Raw genomic sequence first — 6077 nt, 5'->3', positions numbered from 1 at the left:
GCTTTTAGATAATATTGAACAGTCGACGGTGGTTTCCCTAACCAATCAGCTATTTCACGTACAGAAAGTTGAAAACAGTCCCTAGCTACTTTCGAAAACTTCTTGTAAAAAATTGTTTCCCTTTTATCAGTAAACGAAGCTAATTCTTGAAAAATAATACGTGACAAATCTTCGTTTGAGATTATAGCCTTCCGTCTAGCGCGCTCTGAAAGTTTACATACATCAGCACAAGACAATCCTTCGGTTAAATTAGCTAATATTAGCAACAATTTTTTTGTGCGATCATCATTTACATCTTGAAATTGTTCCTGCAACAATTGAATTCGTTCATTTTCGCCTGGTAGTTCTAGCTCGATAGTCCGATCAAATCTTCTCCAGATTGCACGGTCGAGTAACTCTGGGTGATTTGTTGCCGCCATCAGAATTGAATGAGAAGGCCAGTCTTCAAGTTCTTTAAGAAGTACATTAACAATCCTTTTTAATTCTCCAAGATCTGACATGTCATCTCTTTTCTTTGCAACAGCATCGAATTCATCTAGGAATAGTAAAGACGGTTCTTGTCTCGCATAGTCGATTACGCTTTTTATGTTCTGACCTGTCTTACCGAGATAACTCGAAATAGATGTCGCTAGGTCCAAGGTGACAAATTTGAGTTTAAACACTCCAGACAGGTAGTTTGCTAAGTATGTTTTACCAACCCCTGGGGGACCATACAGAAGTATGGAAGAAGGTGGATTTAAACCAGCTGCGATAAGCTTAGGCGCTTGCTCCCTTTCAACGATAAAGTCATCAATCAACCTTTCGACTTTAACAGATAACACTGGTTTATTTACTTCTATCGGCTCCTCAACAACTGCTAATGATTTCCTCGATTCAGCATCAAGCGGTGCTCCATCAATCCCAACTGACCTCAAAGTGTTCGCTCCGATTCCGTGATAGGCAAGTGCATCAGCAATTTCCTTTGCAACTTCAGGGTGACTGTCCTTTAATCGTCTTATCAGACGGGTACTAACTGATCTGACTGTCCGATGGTCGTTATCGAGACTCGCTCGTACAAGTTTTGGAATGTATGACTCTATGCTCATCGCACGATTCCCCTTACAAATGCTTTTTTTCGTACACCTACATAATATTATATTATCAACCTTCATTCAATGTTTATGTACGAATAAACTTATTTTCTTCAATTTATAATACAGTCAACTCAACAGACTAAAAAAAAGCCCTCCCCGGATCACCGGTGGAGGGCTTTGGCTATTACATGGTCATAAACTTTACGGTTTTGGATGTTCCATCCCACTCCACCTGCAGGTCGAGGGCTGCGGCGAGCTCACGGGCCGGAGCATAGGCAACGCCGGATTCGTTTGTCTCTGTCAGGTCTTTTCCGTTGACGCTTACTTGTTTTGTCTGTGGGTCCCATTCCGGAGTAACGCCGAGGGCTTCCGATACGGAACGGATAGGAAGTACAGAAACACCGTTTCGGAGATAACCTTGAGCTGGGATGCGTACGCCATTTATCTGAATGTTCACTTTCTCTACAGATTTATCAACAGGCGGTGTGGATACTTTTATTGCCAGCAAGCCTGCCAGCAGTTCCGTGATCGCCTTCCCATAATCAGCTGTAGGAGCCCACTTCCCGCCGAGAGATTCCACTGTCTTAGCTGTCCCAAGTACTGATGGGAAGTGTCTCGGGTCGACGATCACACCTTTTACTACCACACCTGCATACAGGGCCAGGTGCTGCAGGTGAGCTCGTACGCCCAACTCGTCGCTAGGGAAACGAGCGTGCGCCGCAGGATCGGTATTGCTGCCGCCCTGGGTCGTCTTCAGGCCGCACCAATTGTGGAAGTCGCGGGATAAGACCCCGCCGAACCGTCCAAATCCGGTTTCCTTCGCCGCTTGGGCGTAGCCGACTTCCGGACGGATTCCCAGCTCGGTACCGACCCGCCAATAGATCGGTGCCACATCAATAAAGGATTGGGCAGCTCTCTTCTGCCTTGCCCACTCCTGGGCCTGCTCGACGGTAGCTTGGGCTTGTCCGGCTATGGGTGTGCCTGACGGGGCAGCTCCGATCTTCTTTAAGTCGTACACCTCGGCAATAGCCTGGACTATGGCCGTGGCACACTTGCGGCGGTACGTGTCGCTCTTCAGCAGCTCCGCCTCTTCCCGGTTGGTCATAAAGCCACACTCGACGAGGATCGCGGTCATGTTGGTTTCGCGCAGCACGTGCAGGTCGCCAGCCTTTCCCCCGCGATCCCGGCGGCCAGTAGCACGAACCAACGCACATTGAACAGCATCAGCCAGCTTCACAGCAGCCGCAGGCCGCGACGTGTAGACAAACGTCTCGATACCGTTAGCGTCGTTCCAGGTGTTCCCATAGGCGTTTGCGTGAATAGAGACAAATACATCTGCCTTCCAACCGTTTGCCTTGTCTGTCCGTTCTTTCAAAGGTACGTCCCGGCTGCCATCGTCAGCGTGGGTAAACAGCGTCTCTACCCCATCATATTGCTGCAGCTCATCACGGATATAACGGGCGACTACGCTGTTGAAGTGGAACTCCCGCATGCTGTCGTCCGGCGTTCGTTTTCCGGGGGTGTCCGGCCCATGACCGGCATCTATCGCTACTCTCACAACTTATCACCGTCCAAATATTTTTCTTTTTCCTGTCTCCGCTTGATGGCTCTGGCCAGCTTGTGTTCGATCTCATCCGAAACGGCATTCATCGCCCACTCCGGTACCCACTTTTCCCAACCAGCTCGCACGACATTGGCCGTCATACTCTTCCAAATGTGCAATCCAAACGCGGCTGTGAGAAAAATAAAAGCGATACTTGGCGTACCGAGCAGGCTATCAATCAAATGTCCAACTGCAGGCATAAAGAGCAGAAACGCTGTCCGAAAGGCCCCGTTGATTCCATATTCGGAGGCATAAGACCCGTCGATCTTAGAAGCTCTGTAACCGGCGGCCCAGTCCATAGCAATCAAAAGCATGTACAGGACAATAGCTAAATATCGAATTGGGCCTTCACCGTAAAAAAAGTGAAAAGCCGAAACAAAAAAAGCGCCTACTGCGCCAAAAATTGCTGATTCTTTCAAGTGCTCTCTCTCCCTTCGGGTCAGAAAAATAGCCCCGATCGGTTCGGGGCGAGCTCCTGTCTTGTTGCAATGAAAAAACGCCTCTCTCATTGAGAGAAAAGGCGTTTACGCTACTTCCTGAGCAGCGAGATATTCCGCTACCGGCACGCGGTAAGCTTCCGGGACCACTTTCTCCCCCTCAGCTCCCGTCGGTTCAATCAGCCAGCCACCGGACTTGACCAGAACCGCATACGGCGCGATCATATAAGGCCTTACCATCATTGCTCACCTCCCTTCAAGGCTTGTACCTCTGCTTTTAATTCGGAGATCATCCCAGTCAATTCATTGATCTTTTCTGTGAAGCCCTCGCGTATGCTGGCCATCTCCATATCCATAAAAGCGATGGTCTCGTACAATATTTTGATCTCTTCTGTCAGATCGTTACTGTGCCCTGGCGTTTCCACCAACTCGCCAAAGGTTCCGTCCGGGTTACGCTTGCGGTATCGCACCATTATTTAAACACCCCCACCAGCATTGTGGCTGCTTGCGTTGAATTTGCGTTGGTTCTGGACAGTGTTTGCTTGAAAATGACGTCTGCTTTTGGTGCAGTTGCCATTCCGTACAACTGGTCCTCTGTAATTTCCGTGTTCAGATCAACACTGTCCTTGACCATGGCCACGTACTGCTCTGGCTGCCCCGCGTCAACAAAAGAAGCCTCTGCATCGATAACCAGGTCGCCCTTTTCTCGCTTCTGCCAAGCCAGGATTTCTTTGGCTGAGCCGAGAGGTGGGAGGATCTTGTAACGTGCAACCCCCTGTTTCATTGGCTTTTCGACGACTTCGTTTTTGACATTGAAAGTCTTGACCGTTGAGGCCCTGAACTGGTCGGTTGCCGTGATCGTGACCGTGTTTACGCCGGTCTTCAATTCGCTCACTTTGAACGGAAACGACCAGTTACCGCTCGAAACGCCGCTCAGCAGTGTTTTCTCTGCTCCTGTATTCAGCTTTCCTTTGACCGTAACCGTGTTGCCGTCAGGATCGGAAGCAGTACCGGAGAGCGTGATCGTGTCAGGCGGGATCAGGCCGGATTGTACAGGCGTGAAGGTGTTGATTGTGACAACTGGAGGTTTGTTGATTTTGATAGTAAATGATCGCGTTACTACAGCTGATTTACCACCTTGAGAATCTTCTGCCCATACGGAAAGAGTGTGCGTAGTCCCCTCATAAAGTGCATCTGACACCATAGTTGTGCCATCATACAAGCGATAGCCCTTCTTTGTTAGTGTTTTTGAAAAAAGAATAGGACTACTCCCATTAGATACTCCAGAAGCAAGGTTATGTTCGGTGCCGTTGTTAATCTTGTACTTGATTGTTACTACATCGCCGCTGTTTTCATCTGTCGCACTTCCCGCGACTATGAATGTACTCTCTTCGGTTAACACCTGGTTGTTGGCTGTTGACAGGGATAACGTCGGAGCAGTATTAAGCACCTCAAGAACTGGTCGCCAGCCCGTACCACTGGAACTGGAAATGTTTCTGATCGTTGCAATATGTCCAGCTGAAAGCTCTCCTCTGAGCCTCCTTGTGTCAGAAACTTCATCACTCTCCTGTACCATTGTAGATATATACATCCAGTTCCAGAATCGATTAAGTTCGCCCTTGAATTGGATATTCCAAGCGTCCAAGTCTCCGTAATCGCTTCTGAAATCTGAACTACTTGGTATAGGAAGGCCAGGTATGTTCGCTTTGTTTAATACATACCTATTCCACTCGTTATCTCCTGATTGCGCGTCAGAATTGGTCATGCCCCCTGTCAAAACTCTCAGGGTATATTTTTTGCCATCAATTGTAACCGGAGTCCCCGAGACTCTTCCCATATTGTCTAAATCGACAGGCCGGAAATAGCACAAAATCGCCCGATCGCAAATCAGAAGTGTTTTATTTCCGTCTCGTATTTTATGCCAGTACAACTGATTTTCTTCGGCCGGGTTGGTGTTTCCAATACTCCACCCACTTAAAGGCTCAGTCCAAGCTGATGGCAGGTTCCCTTTTCCAATGTTATAATTTGGGGATACATCGGGAACCCATGGCTTTGTCGGCCTTGGACGAGCCGCAGAGCCGTAATATAGTGTCCCGAGTTTAACGAGGCCAAGGTACTCTGGACGATTAACTTTAACCAATATTGCGGAAAAAGTGGTTACTTCTCCGAAGTTATCCCGGACAGATACCTCAAACTGGTTCCTGTCGTTGGTATAATCTGATGCGCGGAACGTGTAATCTACCGGCGAGTTTCTCGCAAATAAGGTCCAGTCTTTTTTGACGGTCCCGTTCAGTTTAATTTGGTACTGAAGTGTGTCTGCCGGGTTTGGATCGTCAGCTGTCAGGCGAATGGTGAAGTCACTCGTCCCCGTGTAGACGGCCTGCCCTTCAACGAGTAATTGATTGTCAGCAGCTGATCGAATAGTGAGTGTTGGAGGTTTATTAAGAACTAATCTGATTAACTCGATACTAAACATTCCATCGCCAACCGAGCGAGAACCTGTCCACATGCCACTACCGTTTACCAAGGTGTAGCAATATCTTCCCCTCATTACAGGAACGCCGAATGCTTTACCGTAATATTCGGGATTAGTCGATGGATAAGTATTTGTTACAGCATATAGATACCCTTCTTCAAAGGTGTAGGATTTAATATCGCCAAAGATCCCTACTACTTCCCACGGTATAGAGGGGTTTATTTTCATTCTACGTAATTTTACATTGTACGATCTACCTTCGCCGTAGCCAGCACTTACACTAATGGTCCCCTTTAACCTACCCTTATTGCCAATTAATACATAGTTTCTAACAAGGATAGGCGACCCGAATCCAAGTCCGTAATATATTCTGCTATCAGCGGAATCATGCATCGCAGCATACAAATAACCGTCCTCAAATGTATAGGTATCGGTGTCATTGAACACCCCGACATCTTCCCAAACGTACTCCATGTTCCTCCTCCTTT

6 protein-coding genes are annotated in these 6077 nt (G+C 47.9%); all 6 read right to left on the bottom strand.

Features of this window, described 5'->3' with window-relative positions:
• The coding region (locus tag Q3F21_RS18260) for an AAA family ATPase (protein ID WP_340256199.1) at positions 1 to 1085 on the bottom strand (1085 nt) is incomplete at its 3' end.
• A gap of 172 nt (positions 1086 to 1257) precedes the next feature.
• Positions 1258 to 2631, bottom strand: coding sequence for an N-acetylmuramoyl-L-alanine amidase (locus tag Q3F21_RS18255; protein ID WP_340256196.1), 1374 nt, complete (start codon positions 2629 to 2631; stop codon positions 1258 to 1260).
• Positions 2628 to 3095 carry a phage holin family protein gene (locus Q3F21_RS18250; protein WP_340256193.1) on the bottom strand — a complete coding sequence of 156 codons (468 nt, stop codon included), beginning with the start codon at positions 3093 to 3095 and terminating at the stop codon, positions 2628 to 2630. The genes Q3F21_RS18255 and Q3F21_RS18250 overlap by 4 nt, the downstream gene beginning before the upstream one ends.
• Before the next feature lie 105 nt (positions 3096 to 3200).
• A complete protein-coding gene (locus Q3F21_RS18245; RefSeq protein ID WP_340256190.1) occupies positions 3201 to 3356 on the bottom strand; it encodes a CD1375 family protein in 156 nt (51 codons plus the stop codon).
• A complete protein-coding gene (locus Q3F21_RS18240) occupies positions 3353 to 3586 on the bottom strand; it encodes a hypothetical protein (protein WP_340256187.1) in 234 nt (77 codons plus the stop codon). The genes Q3F21_RS18245 and Q3F21_RS18240 overlap by 4 nt, the downstream gene beginning before the upstream one ends.
• Entirely contained in the window at positions 3586 to 6063 is a 2478-nt protein-coding gene (locus Q3F21_RS18235; RefSeq protein WP_340256184.1) for a hypothetical protein, read from the bottom strand. The genes Q3F21_RS18240 and Q3F21_RS18235 overlap by 1 nt, the downstream gene beginning before the upstream one ends.
• Positions 6064 to 6077: the final 14 nt, after the last annotated feature.

It is taken from the genome of Brevibacillus borstelensis, from assembly GCF_037834415.1.
GTDB classification, from domain to species: Bacteria; Bacillota; Bacilli; order Brevibacillales; family Brevibacillaceae; genus Brevibacillus; species Brevibacillus borstelensis_A.
This window is presented reverse-complemented; position numbering and strand designations above follow the sequence as displayed.

What these genes read in the sequence shown, in the direction of transcription:
- Q3F21_RS18245 (WP_340256190.1), bottom strand. Translation starts at nt 3,356, where the DNA reads ATGATGGTAAGGCCTTATATGATCGCGCCGTATGCGGTTCTGGTCAAG.
- Q3F21_RS18240 (WP_340256187.1), bottom strand. Translation starts at nt 3,586, where the DNA reads ATGGTGCGATACCGCAAGCGTAACCCGGACGGAACCTTTGGCGAGTTG.
- Q3F21_RS18235 (WP_340256184.1), bottom strand. Translation starts at nt 6,063, where the DNA reads ATGGAGTACGTTTGGGAAGATGTCGGGGTGTTCAATGACACCGATACC.